At 71.3% G+C, this 15,731-nt stretch carries 23 protein-coding genes; 14 read left to right on the forward strand and 9 right to left on the reverse strand.

Going from position 1 to position 15,731, the window contains the following annotated elements; translation table 11 throughout:
- The first annotated feature begins 144 nt into the window (after positions 1–144).
- Positions 145–867 carry an alpha/beta hydrolase gene (locus ACZ3I4_RS42330; RefSeq protein ID WP_465387784.1) on the forward strand — a complete coding sequence of 241 codons (723 nt, stop codon included), beginning with the start codon at positions 145–147 and terminating at the stop codon, positions 865–867.
- On the opposite strand, the gene ACZ3I4_RS42335 is transcribed toward ACZ3I4_RS42330, so the two are convergent.
- Positions 864–2,393, reverse strand: a complete 1,530-nt coding sequence (locus ACZ3I4_RS42335) for an FAD-dependent oxidoreductase (protein WP_465387785.1) — start codon at positions 2,391–2,393, stop codon at positions 864–866. The two genes, ACZ3I4_RS42330 and ACZ3I4_RS42335, sit on opposite strands and share 4 nt — an antisense overlap.
- Before the next feature lie 120 nt (positions 2,394–2,513).
- Here ACZ3I4_RS42335 and ACZ3I4_RS42340 point away from each other — a divergent pair, with 120 nt between their 5' ends.
- The 3 genes from ACZ3I4_RS42340 to ACZ3I4_RS42350 all read left to right on the forward strand — a co-directional run bounded on the left by ACZ3I4_RS42340 (position 2,514) and on the right by ACZ3I4_RS42350 (position 4,361).
- Positions 2,514–2,939, forward strand: coding sequence for a hypothetical protein (locus ACZ3I4_RS42340; protein ID WP_465387786.1), 426 nt, complete (start codon positions 2,514–2,516; stop codon positions 2,937–2,939).
- 7 nt (positions 2,940–2,946) lie between these two features.
- Positions 2,947–3,567, forward strand: coding sequence for an SGNH/GDSL hydrolase family protein (locus tag ACZ3I4_RS42345; RefSeq protein WP_465387787.1), 621 nt, complete (start codon positions 2,947–2,949; stop codon positions 3,565–3,567).
- A gap of 215 nt (positions 3,568–3,782) precedes the next feature.
- On the forward strand, positions 3,783–4,361 hold the full coding sequence (locus ACZ3I4_RS42350; protein ID WP_465387788.1) for a GAF domain-containing protein: 579 nt from the start codon (positions 3,783–3,785) through the stop codon (positions 4,359–4,361).
- Between the two features lie 46 nt (positions 4,362–4,407).
- On the opposite strand, the gene ACZ3I4_RS42355 is transcribed toward ACZ3I4_RS42350, so the two are convergent.
- Positions 4,408–4,575, reverse strand: a complete 168-nt coding sequence (locus tag ACZ3I4_RS42355; protein WP_465387789.1) for a hypothetical protein — start codon at positions 4,573–4,575, stop codon at positions 4,408–4,410.
- Positions 4,576–4,601: 26 nt separating this feature from the next.
- Entirely contained in the window at positions 4,602–4,772 is a 171-nt protein-coding gene (locus ACZ3I4_RS42360; protein ID WP_465387790.1) for a hypothetical protein, read from the reverse strand.
- 197 nt (positions 4,773–4,969) lie between these two features.
- Between ACZ3I4_RS42360 and ACZ3I4_RS42365 the strand changes: the two genes are divergently transcribed.
- The 5 genes from ACZ3I4_RS42365 (at position 4,970) to ACZ3I4_RS42385 (ending at position 8,219) form a co-directional block, all read left to right on the forward strand.
- A complete protein-coding gene (locus ACZ3I4_RS42365; RefSeq protein ID WP_465387791.1) occupies positions 4,970–5,737 on the forward strand; it encodes an SDR family oxidoreductase in 768 nt (255 codons plus the stop codon).
- 26 nt (positions 5,738–5,763) lie between these two features.
- Positions 5,764–6,003 (forward strand): hypothetical protein, encoded by a 240-nt coding sequence (locus ACZ3I4_RS42370; protein WP_465387792.1) that lies wholly within the window; start codon positions 5,764–5,766, stop codon positions 6,001–6,003.
- A 32-nt stretch (positions 6,004–6,035) separates the two neighbouring features.
- Entirely contained in the window at positions 6,036–6,311 is a 276-nt protein-coding gene (locus ACZ3I4_RS42375) for a hypothetical protein (protein WP_465387793.1), read from the forward strand.
- Positions 6,312–6,394: 83 nt separating this feature from the next.
- Positions 6,395–7,354, forward strand: coding sequence for an SDR family NAD(P)-dependent oxidoreductase (locus ACZ3I4_RS42380; RefSeq protein ID WP_465387794.1), 960 nt, complete (start codon positions 6,395–6,397; stop codon positions 7,352–7,354).
- Between the two features lie 142 nt (positions 7,355–7,496).
- Positions 7,497–8,219: a hypothetical protein gene (locus ACZ3I4_RS42385; protein WP_465387795.1), complete on the forward strand. Its 723-nt coding sequence runs from the start codon at positions 7,497–7,499 to the stop codon at positions 8,217–8,219.
- Here the strand turns inward: ACZ3I4_RS42385 and ACZ3I4_RS42390 are convergent.
- Complete coding sequence (locus ACZ3I4_RS42390) at positions 8,216–8,563, reverse strand: STAS domain-containing protein (protein ID WP_465387796.1); 348 nt, start codon at positions 8,561–8,563, stop codon at positions 8,216–8,218. The two genes, ACZ3I4_RS42385 and ACZ3I4_RS42390, sit on opposite strands and share 4 nt — an antisense overlap.
- A 179-nt stretch (positions 8,564–8,742) precedes the next feature.
- On the opposite strand from ACZ3I4_RS42390, the gene ACZ3I4_RS42395 reads away from it, so the two are divergent.
- Both ACZ3I4_RS42395 and ACZ3I4_RS42400 read left to right on the forward strand, forming a co-directional pair.
- The gene (locus tag ACZ3I4_RS42395; RefSeq protein ID WP_465387797.1) at positions 8,743–9,483 is read left to right on the forward strand and encodes a GAF and ANTAR domain-containing protein; all 741 of its coding nucleotides are present in this window, start codon (positions 8,743–8,745) and stop codon (positions 9,481–9,483) included.
- 29 nt (positions 9,484–9,512) lie between these two features.
- Positions 9,513–10,217 (forward strand): ANTAR domain-containing protein, encoded by a 705-nt coding sequence (locus ACZ3I4_RS42400; RefSeq protein ID WP_465387871.1) that lies wholly within the window; start codon positions 9,513–9,515, stop codon positions 10,215–10,217.
- On the opposite strand, the gene ACZ3I4_RS42405 is transcribed toward ACZ3I4_RS42400, so the two are convergent.
- On the reverse strand, positions 10,212–10,937 hold the full coding sequence (locus tag ACZ3I4_RS42405) for an ANTAR domain-containing protein (protein ID WP_465387798.1): 726 nt from the start codon (positions 10,935–10,937) through the stop codon (positions 10,212–10,214). The genes ACZ3I4_RS42400 and ACZ3I4_RS42405 overlap by 6 nt on opposite strands.
- A 209-nt stretch (positions 10,938–11,146) precedes the next feature.
- Entirely contained in the window at positions 11,147–11,371 is a 225-nt protein-coding gene (locus ACZ3I4_RS42410; RefSeq protein ID WP_465387799.1) for a hypothetical protein, read from the reverse strand.
- A gap of 169 nt (positions 11,372–11,540) precedes the next feature.
- On the opposite strand from ACZ3I4_RS42410, the gene ACZ3I4_RS42415 reads away from it, so the two are divergent.
- Both ACZ3I4_RS42415 and ACZ3I4_RS42420 read left to right on the forward strand, forming a co-directional pair.
- Complete coding sequence (locus ACZ3I4_RS42415) at positions 11,541–11,975, forward strand: hypothetical protein (protein ID WP_465387800.1); 435 nt, start codon at positions 11,541–11,543, stop codon at positions 11,973–11,975.
- Positions 11,976–12,084: 109 nt separating this feature from the next.
- Entirely contained in the window at positions 12,085–12,372 is a 288-nt protein-coding gene (locus ACZ3I4_RS42420; protein ID WP_465387801.1) for a hypothetical protein, read from the forward strand.
- Between the two features lie 66 nt (positions 12,373–12,438).
- Here ACZ3I4_RS42420 and ACZ3I4_RS42425 read toward each other — a convergent pair whose 3' ends face one another.
- Together ACZ3I4_RS42425 and ACZ3I4_RS42430 are read right to left on the reverse strand one after the other, a co-directional pair.
- Entirely contained in the window at positions 12,439–12,573 is a 135-nt protein-coding gene (locus ACZ3I4_RS42425) for a hypothetical protein (protein ID WP_465387802.1), read from the reverse strand.
- Between the two features lie 173 nt (positions 12,574–12,746).
- The gene (locus ACZ3I4_RS42430) at positions 12,747–13,886 is read right to left on the reverse strand and encodes a glycosyltransferase (RefSeq protein WP_465387803.1); all 1,140 of its coding nucleotides are present in this window, start codon (positions 13,884–13,886) and stop codon (positions 12,747–12,749) included.
- Between the two features lie 287 nt (positions 13,887–14,173).
- On the opposite strand from ACZ3I4_RS42430, the gene ACZ3I4_RS42435 reads away from it, so the two are divergent.
- Positions 14,174–14,944 carry an ATP-binding protein gene (locus tag ACZ3I4_RS42435; RefSeq protein WP_465387804.1) on the forward strand — a complete coding sequence of 257 codons (771 nt, stop codon included), beginning with the start codon at positions 14,174–14,176 and terminating at the stop codon, positions 14,942–14,944.
- 23 nt (positions 14,945–14,967) lie between these two features.
- Here the strand turns inward: ACZ3I4_RS42435 and ACZ3I4_RS42440 are convergent, their stop codons facing one another.
- Entirely contained in the window at positions 14,968–15,699 is a 732-nt protein-coding gene (locus tag ACZ3I4_RS42440) for a GAF and ANTAR domain-containing protein (protein ID WP_465387805.1), read from the reverse strand.
- Between the last annotated feature and the right edge of the window lie 32 nt (positions 15,700–15,731).

Here is a 15,731-nt window from a genome sequence, read left to right on the forward strand (position 1 = left end):
GAACGTTTCATGCCTGCCGTGAGCCGATCCGAACCGTTTGCCGGCCCTTGTGGCGGGTAGGCCCGCCGCGCGGTCGGGGTCGGCCTGCTCAAGGTCCGGCCGACGGCTCACCGGGATGGCCGCGCACACCGGCGAGGAGGGCGCATGCCGAACATCGAGGAACCGGGGCACGCGCACGGCGCGCCCGAGGAGAACGCCGGGCATGGGCGGCTGAGCGTCCGGCTCGGCGATCCGGTGCGACAAGCCGACCGGATCGGGCCGGCGTCGATCGCCGACCTCGACGGCGGGCTGCTGGCCCTGACGTACGTGCCCGAGCCGGCGGGCGCGGGGCCGTACCGGCTCGTTGTTCTGCTGCACGGCGCCGGCGGGTCGGCGCGCCAGGGCCTGGAGCTGATGCTTCCGGTCGCGCAGAGCCGACGGCTGCTGCTGGTCGCGCCCAAGTCGGCCGGGGCGAGCTGGGACGTGGTGTCCTCCGGGTTCGGCCCGGACGTCCGGCGGCTCGACCGGGTGCTGTCCGAGGTGCTCGGCGGCTATCGGGTCGACCGGATGAGCATCGGGGGCTTCTCCGACGGGGCCTCGTACGCGCTGACGCTCGGGCTCGCCAACGGCGACCTGTTCGACAGCGTCGTGGCGTTCTCGCCCGGCTTCGCGGCCCCGATGGTGACGCACGGCTCGCCCCGGGTGTTCGTCTCGCACGGCGACGGCGACCGGGTGCTGCCGATCGACCGGTGCAGCCGGCGCCTGGTGCCGCGGTTGCGCGGATCCGGGTATGACGTGACCTACGAGGAGTTCCCCGGTGGTCACGAGGTGCCGGACGAGATCGTACGGCGGGCTTCAGTGTGGTTGACCGAAGAACAGCCGGTCTAAAACGGATCCCGCGGTGGCAGCGGCCGGTTGGCCGGGCCCTGCAGGACCGAGCCGTCGACGGCGAACCGGGAACCGTGGCAGGGGCACTCCCAGGCCGTCTCGGCGTCGTTGAACCGTACGAGACAGTTCAAGTGGGTGCAGCGGGCCGACACGGTGTGCAGGCCGCCGGCCGGGTCGCGGTAGACCGCGCAGTGCTCGCCGCCCACCTGGACCACGGCGCCGGTGCCCGCTGGGATGTCGTCGACCGGGTCGGCGGGCCGCAGGCGGTCGCCGACGAAGTGGCCGGCCACCTTGGCCTGGAGCTTGAGCAGCGGGCCGGCCTCGCGCAGCAGGCTGAGCCGGCGCGGGTCGTAGAGACCGGCCCAGGGCGGCTCGTCACCGGTGATCGTCGCGGCGAGCAGGCGGCCGGCCATGATGCCGGAGCTCATGCCCCAGCCGCCGAAGCCCGTGGCGACGTACACGTTGTCGGTGCCGGGATGGAAGGGGCCCACGAACGGCACCCCGTCGGTGGTGGTGTTGTCCTGCGCGGCCCACCGGAAGGCGATCTCGGCGCCGGGGAAGCGTGTCCGGGTCCAGGCGGCCAGCCGCTCCCACTGCTCGGCGACGTCGCCGGTGCCGGGTGTGAAGTGCTCGCCGGTGACGATCAGCAGACGCTGCCCGTCGCGGTAGGGAGCCGTACGGACCGAGCGGGTGTTGCTCTCCGGGGTGAGGTAGACGCCGCCCGGGTCGCGGCCGGCGTCGATCGCGGCCGCCACCACCAGTTCGCGGCGCGCCTCGAGCCGGGCAAACAGCAGCGCCCGGTCGAAGACGGGGTAGTGGGTCGCGACCACCACGTGCCGGGCCCGGACCGTGTGCCCGCCCTCGGTGGTGATCCTGCACGGGTGGCCTTCGTCGAGCCCGGTCACCCGTGTCCGCTCGAAGATCCGGCCACCGCGCCGGCTCAGGTCCCCGGCCAGCGCCAGCAGGTATTTGCGGGGATGGAACTGCGCCTGGTCCTCGACCCGGACCGCACCGGCGACCGGGAACGGCAGACCGGTCGTGGTGACGAACGAGGCCGGAAGCCCGGCCTCGGCGGCCGCCTCGGCCTCGGCCCGGAGCGCCGCCACGCCGTCCGGCGTCTCGGTCCAGGTGTACGCGGGCACGCGCTCGAGATCAGCGTCGATGCCGAGGCGCGCGGTCACCTCGGCCACCCGTTCGACGGCCTGGCGCTGGGACTCGGCGTACCAGCGCGCGAACTGCGGCCCGAACGACTCGCGCACATGCGAATAGATGCCGGTGTGCAGGACCGACAGTTTCGCCGTGGTGTGGCCGGTGACCCCGGCAGCGATCCGGCCGGCCTCCAGCAGCACCACGCGGCTGCCCGCCTCGGCGAGCTCCCACGCCGCCGCCAGCCCGGCGATCCCGCCGCCGATCACCGCCACCTCGACGTCCAGATCGGCATCGAGTGAGGGGTACGTGGTCGCCGCCGTCGAGCGCATCCACCAGGACTCCGCCATGCCGTGAGCCGCCTCTCCGATTCGAAGCACGGCGGATACCCCGCACATGGCCCCTCATGCGGAAACGCCGGTGTGTCCTCCGTCGTGTGAGGACGCCGTACTGGCTGCGGAGCCGCCTGCGCCCGATCGACGCCACGAGCCCCGGCACGGTTGCGGGAGGAGGAGCAGCGGATCCACGACGAGACCGATCTGCTGTGGCCGCAGATGGCCGGGACGCCGCCCTGGGGGATCAGCCGGCGGCTGAACCGGGACCCGGCCGCGTTGGGCCGCCGGTACCGGTGGCGGCCGGCGCTGCCGGTTCCGGGCGCCGACCGGGCCGTCTTGCGGCAGGCGCTGACCGAGGCGAACCGGGGCGTCCCGGTTCCGGTGCTGATCGGCGACGTCGTTCCCCGTCACTACGTGCTGCTGCTGAGGCACGATGACGCGGGCGCGTGGTTCTACGAGCCGACCACCGCCGGGATCGTCGTCGTCCCACGGCGCGACTTGGAACGCCGGGAGTTCGACCGGCTCGGTTATCCCCGTCCGGCCGGCGTGATCCTGCCGTCAGCGGGAAGTGAGCTGGAGGAAGGGAGTTGAATCAGAAGTGACGCTCAAGTTCGCGATTTTCGGCGATTCGATCGCCTACGGCCAGGGTGCGTCTGTCGCCGCCGACACGGTGGCGCAGCGCCTCTCGGCCGATTTGACCGCCCATGACATGCCCAACGAGGTCCGGGTCTTCGCCGTGCCCGGTGCCCAGAGCCGCGACCTGCGGGCCCAGGTGGAGCGGGGACTGGCCTGGCGGCCACAGCTGGGCGTGATCATCATCGGCGCCAACGACCTGACCCGCTTCGTGCCGCCGGAACAGGCCGCCGCTCAGCTCGCCGACGCTGTCCGGCGCCTGCGGGGGTCCGGCATCGAGGTCGTCGTCGCGCCCGCGCCCGACCTCAGCGTGGTGCCCTGGGTGCCGCCGCAGATGCGGGAGATCGTGCGGGCCGGCAGCCGGGTGCTGCACGACGCCCAGAGCCGGGTCGCTCTGGCCGAGGGCGCGCGGGTGGCCGACATCGGGATGACCTCGGCGGTGGGCTTCGCGGTCGACCCCGGCCTGTTCAGCGCCGACCGGTTCCACCCGTCCAGCGCCGGCTACGCGGTCATCGCCGGGGCGCTGGCCGGCCCGGTTCGCGAGGCGGCCCGGACGGCGTGGTCGTCGCCGCATGCGCCGGGCTGAGACGCGGACCACCGGGATTTCCGCATGGTCGATGCGTCGCGTCGTTTCGGCGGCATCGAGCGGGGGTAGGCGACCCGCGGCTGACGCTTGGCGTCAGCGAGCCGCGTCAAGCAGCGGCGCGGCCTCGAACCGGAACCATCGCGGTCCTGAAGTGGCCGCAAGCTGCGCCCCGCACCTGGTGCGGCGGCATGCCGGAAGGGCGCCCCATGACAGACATGAAGACATTCAGACCCACTGACGCGTACGCCGAACTCGGCCGGATCGACTTCTCGGAGACGGACGTCGCCGCCGCGCTGGCCAAGGTGGCCCAATTGGCCCGGCGCAGCATCCCAGGCGCCGACGACGTCTCGATCACCCTGGTCGGACCCGAAGGCGCGCACACCGCCGCCTTCACCGGGCAACCGGCCATGGAGGTCGACGAATGGCAGTACCGGCAGGGCCACGGCCCATGTCTGGCCGCGGCGGCCGCCAACATCACGGTGGCGGTGGCCGACATGGCCGGGGAGAGCCGATGGCCGGACTGGGCGGACCGCGCCATCGACGCCGGCGTGTACAGCTCGGTGTCCGTCGGACTGCCGCTGCGCGAGTCGGTAAGTGGCGCGTTCAACGTGTACGCCGGTCAGCCGCGGGCCTTCGACGACGACGCGATCATCCGGGCCGAGACGTTCGCCGGGTACGCCGCCGTCGCCATGGCCAACGCCCGCCTCTGCGACGGCTTCGACAGCCTGGCCGACCAGGTCCGGGCCGGGGTACGCAACCGCGCCGTGAACGAGCGGGCCAAAGGCACCACGTGACCTTGCAGGCCGCGAGCGGGCCGGCTGTGCCGGCCCGCCGGCCTGCCTACAGCGGGTCCGGTTCGCCGGACCGGGAACTCTCCTCCGGCTCCTGACCGCCGGGCTCGTTGGCCGGCGCCCGTGGGTCGGAGCGTGGATCTTCGGCGTTCGCCTTCTTCAGGTAGTCGTCCGCCTGCTTCGGCGGATCTCCTAGTGCCTCCGGGTTGACTGTCATGCGCGTCCCTCCGAGTGACCGGCGCTTCAGGACTTGCCGCCGCGCGGCGTGCCCTCGTGCTCGCGCTCGCTGTGGGTGTGATGGTCGATCTGCTTGCTCGCCCCCTGCGTGGCCCCGACCTCGCTGGGAGATTTGCCGTGCTCCCGGGCCTCCCGGGCCGCGGCGCGCAGTTCGTCCTGGTTCGGCTTCTTCGACATCTTCGACCTCCATGGAGAGACAGGGCTGACGGCTCAGCCGGGGCGGCATACCCACCCGACCGGCTGTTACTCGACCGGCATGACGGTCCGGAGCGCCGATCCGTGCCGCTCCCCAGGTAGATGCCGGTCCGGAGGGGTAGCCGCCACGAACCCGGGCGGAACACAACCCGCAAACCTTCCTCTGGAAAGGCGATGACATGCCCAAACCGGTGTCCGAACAGGTTGTCGTCATCACCGGGGCGTCCACCGGAATCGGCCGGGCGGCCGCCTTCGCCTTCGCCTCCCGGGACGCCAAGGTGGTCTGTGCCGCGCGCAGCGCGGAGGTGCTCGACGTGCTGGCCGCGCAGGTCCACGTCGACGGTGGCACGGCGATCGCCGTGCCGACCGACGTCGCCGACCCGGTGGCGGTACGCGCCCTGGCCGATACCGCGGAGCAGCATTTCGGCCGCATCGACACCTGGGTGAACAATGCCGCGGTCAGTGTGTGGGGCCGGATCGAGGACATCACCGACGAGGAGTTCGACCGCGTGATGCGGGTCAACTTCCTGGGCCAGGTGCACGGAGTGCACGCCGTCCTGCCGGCGCTGCGCCGGACGGGCGGGGGAGTGGTGAACGGGGTTGCCTCGGTGGAGGGCGTGCGCGCGGTTCCGCTGCACGGGCCGTACACGGCCAGCAAGTTCGCCCTGCGCGCGTTCTACGACTGTCTACGGATGGAACTGGCCCAGGGAGGTCTGCCGGTCGCGGTCACCACGATCCTGCCTGCCTCGATCGACACGCCGTTCTTCGAGCACGCCCGCAGCAAGCTGGGCGCCATGGTCAAGCCGCCACCGCCGGTGTACGCGCCGGAGATCGCTGACGCCATCGTGTACGCGGCCGAGCACCCCGCCGTGAGATCCCGGTCGGTGGGGCAGCGGCGGGCTCCTTCCTCGGCCAGCGCTTGTCGCCTGCGCTCACTGACGCACTGATGTCGGTTCGCCGCCTGGGTGTCGGCGTGCAACGCACCGACCGGCCGGACAATGGTGCCGGCAACGTCGACAGCCCGCTGGACGGGCCCGGGCAGGTGTGCGGCAGCTATTCGGGCCGGGTGTTGCAAGACAGCGCGTTCACTCGCCTGGTCGGGCGGCGGCCGCGCCCGGGAGAACTGGTCACCTCGCTGGTAGGACGGCTGCACCGGCGTTCGAAGAAAGCTTCGCGACAGCCCGTGGCGCCGGCACCGGCTCCGGTGCCGTGACCGGCGACCGGAGCGTCGCCGATAGGCGTCCGATGACCCGGCTGGCGACCGCGGGACTGGCCGCGCACGTGTCCTATGAGCTTGCCGCCGGTGTCGGCATGCCGTTCGCGTCGGTACTCGGTCCGATCCCCGCCGCAACCGTGTGGGCGGTCGGCACCCGCGCGATATGGCGGGCGGCGCTGACCCGGCCCGCCTCCGCAGATCTCGCCCTCGGCTTGTGGAACGGCCTCGGCCTGGCCGCCGTGCTGGCCCACTTCGCCGGATGGCCGCGCCGGCGGCCGGGCTGGTGGAACCGGCGGCTCCGGTGACCGGCCGGAGGGCGTTCCGGCTCGAGGTGTCGCCCGGCCCGCGCGGGGAATGCGGCCCGCCCGGACATGTCGGAGGGAGCGGTATGCGACGGACTGTGGTGGTGACCGGCGCGTCGAGTGGCATCGGGTTGTGCACGGCGGAGGCGTTCGCGCGCCGGGGAGACAACGTGGTGCTCGTCGCCCGGGACGGTGATCGGCTGGCCGAGGCGGCGCGCCGGTGCGAGAGCCTGGGCGGCCGTGCGCTGGCCGTTCCGGGTGATGTCACCGACGACGACCGGATGCGGCAAGTGGTCGCCGAGGCGGAGGCCGCCTTCGGGCGGGTCGACGTGTGGGTGAACAACGCCGGGACGAGCCTGTGGGGGGCGTACGAGGACATCCCGATCGCCACACACCGGCAGCTGGTCGCCGTCGATCTGCTGGGCGTGCTCAACGGTGCGCACGCGATCGTGCCGCACTTCGTGGCGCACGGCGGAACCGGCGTGATCATCAACGTGGTGTCGATCGGTGGCCGTCTGCCGAGCCCGTGGGCGGCCAGCTACAGCGCCGCGAAGTTCGGGGTCGCCGGGTTCACCGAGGCGTTGCGTGCGGAGCTGGCGTCACATTCGCGGATCGAGGTCTGCGGTGTCTATCCCGCGTTCACCGACACGCCGACGCCGACGAGATCGGGCAACTACACCGGACGTACGCTGCGGCCCGTCCCGCCGGTCGTGTCGCCCGAGCGGGTGGCCGCGGCCATCGTCTCGCTGGCCGACCGGCCGCGCCGGGCGCGCCGAGTGGGCAGCCAGCACGGGTTCTCGGCGGCGTACGCGGTATCACCGGACGCTGCCCGCCGGGCCGCGGCCCGGCTGAGTGGGTGGTATTTTCGCTCGGCGGGAGAGCCGTCGGAGCCGTCCGACGGCGCGTTGTTCGGCGTCCGGCCCGCGCCCGTGAGGGGCCGGGGCGGCTGGGGCCGGACGCAGCGGATGCGGGCGCGCGCCATGGTGGCCGGCGTGGCGGTCGCCGCCGGCGTGACGGCCGCCGTCGTCCGCTCGGGCCGCCGGTAAGTCGTCATGCCGCACCTGGCGACCGCCCGCCCGCCCGGCCCGCCCGCCCGCCCGCCCGCAGAGAATGTGATGGCGGGGCAGGTGAGAAAGTTTGTCGGAGGTAAAAGCTGTGTCCGCTGCCGAGAATCCATTGAGTGGCGTCATGACTTTGACGTGGCGTCATGACATTCAGGGCGGGCTGCCGACGTTGACGGTGAGCGGGACGTTGACCATGGCGTCCGCCGAGTTGCTGCACGGCCCGACGATCGGGTTTCTGCGGCAGCACCGGGCCGAGGTGCTGATCGATCTGGCCGCGTTGACCGTAGCCGACGATTATGCGGTGCACGTGTACGCCCGCATCGTGGCCGAGGCCCTGCAATGGCCCGATGTGCTCGTGGTGGTGTGCGCGCCGAGCGGCGAGGTGATGCGGTTGCTGGGTGCTGACGTGCTGGATCCGAAGCTGGTGTTCGACAGCGTGGCCGCGGCGCGGTCGGCGGCGCTGGCGCGCGTGCCCCCGGTGACCGAGGATCTGCTGCCGGTCGCCGGGGCCGCGCGGCAGGCGCGTGACGTGATCACCGACGCGTGCCTGAGGTGGGACGAGCCCGGCCTGGTCGGGCCGGCGGCCCTGGTGGCCAGCGAGCTGGTGACCAATGCGGCCCGGCACGCGCATACGATCATGACGATGCAGGTCCGGCTGCGACCGTGCCACATGCGTATTGCTGTCTTCGATGGCTCGGTTCGGCCCGCCACCGTCCGGCCGTCCGGCGGCGGTGGGCGTGGCCTGCGGTTGGTCGACGCCGTCTCCGCGGCCTGGGGTTCGACGCCCCTGGCCGATGGCAAGGTGGTCTGGTCAGCGCTGGCCCGTGGGGGCCATGGCGCCGGTTAGGCGCGATCCGTCAATCCGGCGTCCCGCAGGACTCGGAGCGTACGGGAATGTGGATGGACGATGGTCAGCTGGCACTCCATCTGGCGGGCGTCGCCCCGGCAGAGCAGGAGGGCCGCGATGCCCGCGGCATCGAGCGCGATGAGGCCCCGCGCGTCGATCTCGATTTGGCGGGGCTGATGCCGGCGAAGTAGATCCAGCACGCTGCGGTGGAGGTCCGTGCCGCCGGCGGCGTCGAGCTCACCGGCGATGATGAGGCGCCGCGTCAGGGGATCGTCGATGCGATCGGCCTCGACGAGCAGCGCCGGAATCCTGTTGGCCGTGACGGGCATGTGTTCGCTGAGCACTGGTCACCTACAGCTCGAGTGAGGGGACATGTGCCCTCACTGCTGAAGGTCGGTACGACGTTACCCGCAGCCTTGGCCGCTAAGCATCCCACTTGAGAAGGAAGCGAAGGGCGTGCGCCGGGAATGGAACTGATCTGCGTGGGTAGACCGCGCCGGACGCATGGAGGAAGACAGAAGACATGACGATGTACCGTTCCAGCTCACCGGCCTCACGGGAGCCCGGTCCTCTGGTGCGCTGCCTGGCCGACCTCGCGGATACTCCTGACGACGCACGCAGCGTGGAGGAGTATCTGGTCACCGCCGCGTTGCTGAGCGCCGATCAGGTCGGCGCGGCTGATTACGCCTCCGTGACGGCGCTGCGGGACGACGGCTATACGACGGTGGCGGCCAGCGGGGAACTGGCGCGAGCGGTGGACCAGGTCCAGTACGACAGTGACGCCGGACCGTGTCTCGACAGTGTCGGCTCGGGCGCGCCGATCGCCGTGCCGGATCTCAAGACCGCTGTCCGGTGGCCCGGGTTCCGCGACGAGGCTTTTCGCCTGGGGTTACGGGCGTCGCTGTCCATCCCGCTGTTCGCCGGCAGCGGCACGACGATTGCCGCGCTGAACCTGTACGGACGTGACCATGTCGCGATGGCGCCGCTGACCGAGGCCGTGCTGGACGTCTTCGAGATCGAGGCCGGCCACGGCGCGCACACCGGATCGCCGGCCGGGGCGCTGGACGACGGCGGTCGTGACCTGATCACCGGGCTCGCCGCGGCCCACGCCGTCCGCGCGATCATCCAGCGGGCGATAGGCGTGCTGATCGGCCGGGAGAGTTGCACGGCCGAGCAGGGCTACCGAAGGCTCCGGGTGCGCGCCGCCGACGCGGGCCGGACATTGAGTCAGGCGGCGACCGGTCTGCTGGCTGAGCCGACATAACTCGAAGGGGAAGTCCTGTGACCGACGACATGCCTGTCAACCCGGCCGACGCATTCGCCGAGCTCGGGCGGATCAGGCTCAGTGAAACCGACCTCGACGGCGTTCTGGACAAAATCGCCGATCTGGCCAAGCGTACGGTTCCCGGTGCCTCCGAGGTGACCGTGACGCTCGTCCGGGGCGGGGGTGCGCAGACCGCCGCCTTCACCGGTGACCTCGCTCTGACCCTGGACGAAACGCAGTACCGGCAGGGGCACGGACCATGCCTGGAGGCCTCGGCCGGCGCGGTCACGCTGTCGCTGCCGGACATGGCCCACGAGTCACGCTGGCCCGACTTCGCGGGGCGGGCTTTGGAGGCCGGGGTGCGCAGCTCGCTGTCGGTCGGTCTGCCGGTGTACGAGAACGTCACCGGTGCGCTGAACCTCTATTCGACCCGGACCGGGGCCTTCGACGACGAGGGGGTTCAGCTGGCGCAGGCCTTCTCGGGCTACGCCGCCGTGACGCTGGGCAACGCCCACCTGTACGACACGAAGATCACCCTGGCCCAGCAGATGCAGGCGGCCATGCAGAGCCGCGCGGTGATCGAGCAGGCCAAGGGCATCCTGATGAGCGGCCGGCACTGCAACGCGGAAGAGGCTTTCAAGATCCTGACCAGACTGTCGCAGGACACCAACCGCAAGCTGCGTGACGTCGCGGCGGCCCTGGTGGACAGCGTTCAGCAACGCGGACGATCATGACCGTCGGCGGCTTTCGCCGTGTTGAGCCTTCTCGACCATGGTCGCGGCGATGTCGTGGAGCTTGCGGTTGGTGTCCTGCGACCTCTTGCTGAGCGTGGCGAAGGCTTCGTCCGAACTGCAGTGCAGCTGGGCCATGACGATGCCCTTGGCCTGCTCGATCACTGAGCGGTGGGCCATGGCCGCCTGCATGTGCTGGGCCAGGGCGGCCGTCGCGTCGTAGAGGTGGGCGTTGGCCAGAGCGACCGCGGCGTAGCCGGAGAACGTCCGGGCGAGCAGAACCGCGTCCTGGTCGAACACGTCGAGTTCGGTGGCGTACAGGTTGAGCGCGCCGGTGACGTTCTCGTGCACCGGCAGGCCGACCGAGAGGGAGCTGCGCACTCCGGCTTCCAGCGCGGCCGGGATGTAGTGCGGCCAGCGTTGCTCCCGAGTCAGGTCGGGCACCGACAGGACGGAACCGCCGGCCGCCGCGTCGAGGCACGGACCGCCGCCTTCCTCGTACTGCCGTTCGTCCAGGGTGCGGGCGAGATCGCCGGTGAACGCCGCGGTGTGCGCCTTCTCGCCGCGAAGGAGGGTCACCGACGCCTCGCTCACGCTCGCGATGGTCCGTTTGGCGAGCGACGCGACCTTGTGCAGCACGCCTTCGAGGTCGGTGTCGGCCAGTTTGATCCGCCCGAGTTCGGCGAAGGCGTACGTCGGATCGAGCGGCTGGAGATCTGCCATCGGCCGGATATCCCTTGAGAGGGCACAACAGCCTTGATCCGCCGATGGGCTGGTGCGCAGGTCTCTGCAGGTTCCCCACCACGGCAGGGAGCCGGGACCTACGCCGCTGTTGACGCCGGGCTCGCCGGCCCGATAGGCGGGCCGGCCACAGGCTTGCAGTCTAATCACCGTTCCGCGACCCCGACCGGGATCGACCGCACGCGGTCCCGTCAGATCACCGCACCCCGGGGCGCGACCTCGATCGCCGCGACGCCGCGGCCGTAGAGCACCACGAGCCGCTCGCCGTGTCTGGTGCGCAACGATCCGGAATCCTCGGCCAGGGTCGAGATCACGTGGTCCAGCAGCTCGTCCTCATCGGAGATACCGGGTTCGTCGTACGTGATGTCCATGCGGTCGCCGCCGACCAGCCGTACGCGTAACACCGTAGTCGCCATGTCATGACGCTACTCGCGTCGGACGGCGGTAGCATTCCGCTCGTGCGGTGCCCGATCCGTCGGCCACGATGCCTCGAGCCGCATGGTCGGACGACCACGAGAGCGGGCGCCAGTGAGCATTCACTTGTCCAGGGGAGGCACGCTTCGGCGGGTCGTGCTCAGTTGCGATGTGGCGGGATGCCCGATCCAGTCCGAGCCACCGCCGATCGAGGCGTGGCGCAGCGACGCGGACGCTCGGTCCTGGGCGCGTGAGCATGCCGCCGGCTGGACGTCGGATCCGGGCCGCCAGACCGACTACTGCCCCGGACACGCCGCGTTCAGTTCGGCTCCGGTGGCCGGGCGCGCCGCGCCCCGGCCGACGGCGGCCGCCCGGGATTCCTTCGGCAACCCCCTCGACCGCGACGAGTACACCGAACGTCTGCGGAAGCCGCTCGACGCCGGACACCGGCCGGCGGAACGGACGCTGATGCTGACGGCGGCCGAGGCCACGGCCGCGGCCCGGCTGCTGGACGAGCTGGCCGGCGTCTACCGGGGGGAAAACCTCGGAACACTCGCTGGTGAGCTCTCCGCACTGCTCGACCGCCGGCTCCGCGACGGGGCCTGAGCCGGCCGCAGCGTAAGGCGTACGGCCGCGCCTACGAGACTCGGCGCGTTCGCGGATGGCGGAGATTTAGATCCGCGGGCGGACGCGATCCGGGATACCGTGATGGCACATGGCTACCTATCGCAGTGCCTCGACACTTATCTCCTCGGACGGCACCAGGACTCCTGGCACAGCCGCCCTCTTCGCCGAGCCCAGCCGCAAGGGCGGATTCCCGCCGTGGGCCGGCGATTTCCGGCCCGCCAACGACGTCCGCGCGATAAGCAAGAACGCGGTCGGGAAGGCCTTCACGCTGGAACTGCCCGACGGCAGCACCGGCAAGGTCGTGATCCAGGCCCTCAAGAACGGCAAGGGCGGCCTCATCGTGGCGCTGATGGGCGAAGACGCGCCCCCGTTCTGATCCGCGGCGCGACCGGCGCTCTTTCCGCCTCCGAGTCCGGCCGGGCCGCTGACGTGGGGGAGCGGGCTAGTGCCCGGTCGATGGGATGTTGGAGGCGTGGCCGTTCTGCTGGTCACGCTTCTCGCGCTTCGCCGCCTGCTTCTCCTTGATCGTCTTGCCCTTTTTCTTGACGTTTGCTTTGGTCGTCTGTCCCTTGGACATGATCGAACCTCTCTGCGGCAGGCGGACGAAACTACGTCTCGTGCCTGCCCGGGCCACGGGCAGGGCGCGGGGCGCCGAACCGACCGTACGCGGGAAGACGCCGCCGCGGGGATACCGGTGTCAGTATCCCCGCCTGGGTCGCATAGACGACATACCGGCGCGTTCGGGGCAGGCTAGGGTGCCCCGGTCACGGCGACCGGCCGGGCGCCGGCGACCAGCGTCTCGGCCAGGTCTTGATAGCGCTGCGCGACCGCCGGCCATCCCAGCACCGGCCCGGCTGGACTGTTGCGGGCGAGGAGACTGGCGGCGAGCGCGGGCTTGGTGACGATCTTCCGGATCGCCGCGGCCAGGGCGACCGGCTTCCGGTGGGGCACGAGCAGGCCCGGTCCGTCGGTGAGCAGTTCCACGGCGTGCGGGAACGCGGTCGCGACGACCGGGATCCGGGCCGCCACCGCCTCCACCAGCACGCCCGAGGTGACCTGTTCGGTCGAGTCGTACGGCAGCACGACGACATCGGCGGAGCGGATGAGCGACCCGAGCGCCGCATCGTCGAGGTAGGCCGACTCGTAGCGCACGCGGTGCGCGATGCCCAGCCCGGCGCCGAGTTGGTGCAGACCGGACCGGTACGCCTCGCCGTGCCTCTCGACGACCTTGGGATGGGTGCGGCCGGCGACCGTGTAGACCGGCGCCGGCTCGAGGTCCTGCAGCAGCGCGAGACTGCGCAGCGCCCACTCGACACCCTTGCCCGGACCCAGCAGGCCCCAGGTGAGCAGGTGAGGCGCACCCGGCCGGGATGCCGCTGTGCCGGTGTAAGCCGAGGCGCCGTGCGGAATCACCGAGACCTTGGTGGAGTCGACGGTGTAGCCGGCCAGCAGCCGGTCGTACGCGGCTCTGGTGATCGTGACGACCGCGCCCGCCGCGGCCATGATCTCTTCGAGCAACGACTTCTGGCCGGGGGTGGGGTGGCTCAGCACGGTGTGCAGGACGACGATGCCCGGCACGGTGAGCCGGCGCAGCACGGAGAGGACTTCTCCGCCGTCGCGGCCGGGATAGATGCCGTACTCGTGCTGGACGACGGCGACGTCGAAGGTGCTGAGCACCTGGGCGGCGTCGCGCCAGCCGGCCGGGGTCGCCGCCGTCCAGGTGTGCACCACGCCGGGTGCGGGCGTCAGGTCGTCGCCGTTCGAGGCGACGCGCACGACGCCGTCCGGGAGACCGTCCGGGCTCAGTTGAGCGGCCAGGGCGAGGTTGAAGGCGGCCAGGCCGCAGCGGGTGGGCGGGTGAGTGCTGAGGAATCCGTACCGGAGGGTCATGTGCGTGCCTTTCGGTCGTCGGCCCGCAGCGGTTGATCTCCCACCGGTCGCGTCGGAGACGAGCGGGCAGGCAATGACCGGCGCGCTGTCAGGGCGACGTGGTGAGGTGGGGGAGGTGGGACGAGTCGTGAACAGCACCGGGGACACCACCCGGATGACCGTAGTGCCGCATTGTCGCACGTTGCCCTATAGTCGGCCGTGGTGCTGCCTGCACGGGAGCGCCCTACGATCCCCAGCTGCCCCAGACCTCGGTGGCGCACTGCAAGGTGTCCTGTCGAGGGAGCATCGTGATCGAGCAGCCTCCGTATTTTGCGGCCGTGCGGGCCGGGATCACCGTCGACAGTGCCGAGGACGGCGCCGTTCTCGTCCTGGCCGTCCGCGGCCGGTGGAGTGTGGCGTTGCGGGTCGAGACCTTCGCCGTCCTGCAGCAATGCCTCGCCGCGCATCCAGCCGGGCTCCTCATCGACCTCGCCGGTCTGGACGACCCCGATGCGCTCAGCCTGCCCGCCTGGGCGCGAGTCCGCGAGGTGGGCGCGGCCGTCGGCCCGCCGGTGCTGGTGGCCGTCTGCGCGCCCGCTGAGATGGCTCTCGCCCATCGGCTGCAGGAGGCCGGTATCCGGCGGCAGCTGCCGGTCTTCGCGAGACCGCGCCAGGCCCGGACGGCCCTCAACAACCTGATCCCGGCGGCCGACCGGCTGGTGCTGCACACGCCCGCCATGGCGCACGCGCCCAGCCGGGCCCGGCGCCTGATCGAGCGCGCCTGCTGGACATGGGACCTGCCACGCCTGCTCTTCAACAGCCGTCTGATCGTGAACGAGCTGGTGGCCAACGCTGTCCAGCACGCCGGCACGGACATCCGCGTCACGGTACTGCGGCAGGGCCGGCGCCTGCAGATGATCGTCGCGGACGCGGATCCCCGTCTGCCGCAGATGCACACCACCGAGCGCGGCGTCCCGCCGGTCAGTGGCCTGCGCCTGGTGCAGGCCCTGGCGGCGAGCTGGGGATCGATTCCGACGGCCGGCGGCAAGATGGTCTGGGCGTCACCTCACGACCGGTGACGGCTCGTCCGCCGAGTCGCCGATCAGCGGGAGAGGATCCGCGCGGCCAGGCCGGGTTCCTCCGTGATGGCATGCGCGACATCGGTCAATTTGCGGCTGTGATCGCGGACGAACCGGCGGATGGCGACGAACGCCTCGTCGACGGAGATGCCGCAGGCCTGGGCGACCGCGCCTTTGGCCTGCTCGATGATGATCCGGCTGTTCAGCGCGCCCTGCAGCTGCTCGGTCAGGATCTCGCTCTGGCGGATCGTGCGTTCCTGCAGGAGCCCGATCGCCGCGATGTCGGTGAGAGCCTGCATGATCGGCACGTCGGAGCCGGTGAAGTTTCCCCCTCTGGTGCCGCCGAAGACATTGAGCGCGCCGATCACCCGCTCGCGCACCCTCATCGGGAAGGCGTGCACCGATTGATAGCCGGCCGAGAGCGCGCGGGGGGCGAAACGGGGCCAGCGTTCAGCGGCCGCGGCGAGGTCGATGTTGATGACCGCCTGCCCGCTGAGGAACGCCTCCAGGCAGGGGCCTTCCTCGTTCTGCAGCTGGAACAGCTCAAGCAGTTTGGCGTTCTGGTCGGAAGCGGCCATGAACTCCAGACGCCCGCGCGGGTCGGCCATGACCAGCCCGGTGGCGGCCGCGCCGACCAGGCTGGTGGCCCGTTCGGTCAGCAGGTGCAGGAATTCGATGAGGTCGAAGTCGTCGACGAGAGTGTCGGCCGCCTCGACGAAGATCGCCGCGAGTCGCTCCGCGGATACGGTGGTCATGCCTGCCTCCGGGCTTGCCGTGCGATGTCGCG

The organism is Actinoplanes sp. NPDC021490, from assembly GCF_055562135.1.